This is a genomic window from Mycobacterium sp. (assembly GCF_049278535.1).
Lineage (GTDB): Bacteria > Actinomycetota > Actinomycetes > Mycobacteriales > Mycobacteriaceae > Mycobacterium.
Genome location: NZ_JBAPMI010000219.1, coordinates 1 through 2148, shown reverse-complemented (window position 1 = coordinate 2148; position 2148 = coordinate 1). Strand labels below are relative to the sequence as shown.

At 64.7% G+C, this 2148-nt stretch carries 3 protein-coding genes and 1 pseudogene; 1 reads left to right on the top strand and 3 read right to left on the bottom strand.

Features of this window, described 5'->3' with window-relative positions; translation table 11 throughout:
• Positions 1 to 977, top strand: a 977-nt coding sequence (locus WAO18_RS15270) for a 3-hydroxyacyl-CoA dehydrogenase family protein (RefSeq protein WP_422207099.1), incomplete at its 5' end; no start/stop codon positions are given.
• Here the strand turns inward: WAO18_RS15270 and WAO18_RS15265 are convergent.
• The 3 genes and pseudogenes from WAO18_RS15265 to WAO18_RS15255 form a co-directional block, all read right to left on the bottom strand.
• Positions 978 to 1571, bottom strand: a complete 594-nt coding sequence (locus WAO18_RS15265; RefSeq protein WP_422207098.1) for a class I SAM-dependent methyltransferase — start codon at positions 1569 to 1571, stop codon at positions 978 to 980.
• A gap of 27 nt (positions 1572 to 1598) precedes the next feature.
• Positions 1599 to 1937: a hypothetical protein gene (locus tag WAO18_RS15260; protein WP_422207097.1), complete on the bottom strand. Its 339-nt coding sequence runs from the start codon at positions 1935 to 1937 to the stop codon at positions 1599 to 1601.
• Positions 1938 to 2033: 96 nt separating this feature from the next.
• Positions 2034 to 2148 (bottom strand): annotated as a pseudogene (locus tag WAO18_RS15255) (LLM class F420-dependent oxidoreductase); the annotation flags it as partial.

Genomic DNA, 2148 nt, shown 5'->3' with positions numbered 1-2148 from the left:
CCGCTGACCCGGCCGACCTGAAGGGCGTTGACTTCGTGGTCGAGGCCGTCTTCGAGAACCAGGACCTCAAGCACAAGGTGTTCCAGGAGATCGAGGACGTCGTCGAACCCAACGCGCTGCTCGGGTCGAACACCTCGACGCTGCCGATCACCGGTCTGGCGACCGGCGTGAAGCGGCAGGAGGACTTCATCGGGATCCACTTCTTCTCGCCGGTCGACAAGATGCCGCTGGTCGAAATCATTAAGGGCGAGAAGACTTCTGACGAGGCGCTGGCCCGGGTGTTCGACTACACGCTGGCCATCGGCAAGACCCCGATCGTGGTCAACGACAGCCGCGGGTTCTTCACCAGCCGTGTCATCGGCACGTTCGTGAACGAAGCGCTTGCGATGCTCGGTGAGGGTGTGGAGCCCGCCAGCGTCGAGCACGCGGGTTCGCAGGCCGGCTATCCGGCACCGCCCCTGCAGCTCTCCGATGAGCTCAACCTCGAGCTGATGCACAAGATCGCCGTAGCGAGCCGCAAGGGCGTCGAGGACGCCGGCGGCAAGTACGAGCCGCACCCCGCCGAGGCGGTCGTAGAAAAGATGATCGAGCTCGAGCGTCCGTCCCGGTTGAAGGGTGCCGGCTTCTACGAGTACGCCGACGGCAAGCGCACCCGGCTGTGGCCGGGTCTGCGCGAAACGTTCAAGTCCGGCTCGGCGGATCTGCCACTGCAGGACATGATCGACCGGATGCTGTTCGCCGAGGCGCTGGAAACCCAGAAGTGCCTCGACGAAGGCGTTCTCACGTCGACCGCCGACGCCAACATCGGCTCGATCATGGGCATCGGCTTTCCGCCGTACACCGGTGGCTCGGCGCAGTTCATCGTCGGCTATCAGGGTGCGCTGGGTACCGGCAAGGAAGCCTTCGTGGCGCGGGCTCGCGAGCTGGCCGCCAAGTACGGCGACCGGTTCCTGCCGCCGGCCTCACTGACCAAGTAGTTAACCGCCGCGCTGGAACAGGTAGTGCCGAGTCGGGGTTTGTTCCGCGTCTAGTTCCCGCTCGGCGCCGGCAGACAGCAGTGTCCAGCCGTGGCTGAATCGTCGCGCCATCTCGGCGGGTTCGACGCCGCGTACACCGATCCTGCCGCCCGGAGCGAATGCGACGATCAGCAACCGCGCGTCCGAGGCCGCCATGGCGGTGACCTCGCGGACGTAAGCATCACGGTCACCGTCGCTCATGTTGTGCAGGCAACCGTTGTCGACGATCAACTCGAAGTTGTTGCCGAGGCCAGCTGAGCTCAAGCGGGTCACGTCGGCGCGGGCGAAGTTGATGACGGCGCCGGCGGACTCAGCTTTGACGCGGGCTTTTTCCAACGCCTGCTTTACGTAGTCGACAGCGGTGACCTCCCAGCCGTGCTGCGCCAGGTAGATCGAGCAGTCGCCGGTACCGCAGCCGAGTTCGAGTGCGGCCCCGGCGGGTAGCGCATCGTTGCCTTCAATGAGGGTTCGCAGGCTTTGGGCCAGTGGGTGGCCATCCCAAGGCGTGAAGCCCAGCCGGTAGAAGATCCGAAACAGCGTGTGCTTGGAAGACATGAGACCTACGGTACTGGCCTATTCACATCAGCCACTCCGGTATCTACGGTGGAGGGGCACACTTTGTGCCCGCCTCTCAGCGACAACTGCGGTCCGCAGGGCCAGCACGCGTTGGTGAATCCGGTATTCGGTCGAGCGCGGAATGTATCCCGGGCCGTATCGGCCCCGACCGAGTCGATGCACCCGACCGCGCTCGATCTCCCATCGCAGTGCGTCGGAGATGGCTTTCGATGGGCGCCCCTGAACGCAGAAACCTTGGTGGCGAATGGCATCGATCAACTCGGCGACGGTGGCCGCACCCTGGTTCGCCAGGTGGAAGGCGAGCACGTAGCGCAGCTCGATACCTCGAAGGCAAGGCAGATTCATCGCCGAAACGTCGCACGCTGGTGTGACATCAACGCGGTTGTCGCTAAGAGGCGGGCACATCGGGTGACCGCCTCTCGGAGTGACGGGTGTGACTCGCTAGGTCAAGGCCGCAGCGATTCGGCGCCACTGCTCGCGTGGATAGGCATTCGGGTCGCTCAGCAACACCTGGAGGCACACGTGATCGGCGCCGGCCGAACGATGCTGGGAGACC

Coding starts and splice junctions, on each gene's coding strand:
- WAO18_RS15260 (WP_422207097.1), bottom strand. CDS start 1,937: ATGAATCTGCCTTGCCTTCGAGGTATCGAGCTGCGCTACGTGCTCGCC.
- WAO18_RS15265 (WP_422207098.1), bottom strand. CDS start 1,571: ATGTCTTCCAAGCACACGCTGTTTCGGATCTTCTACCGGCTGGGCTTC.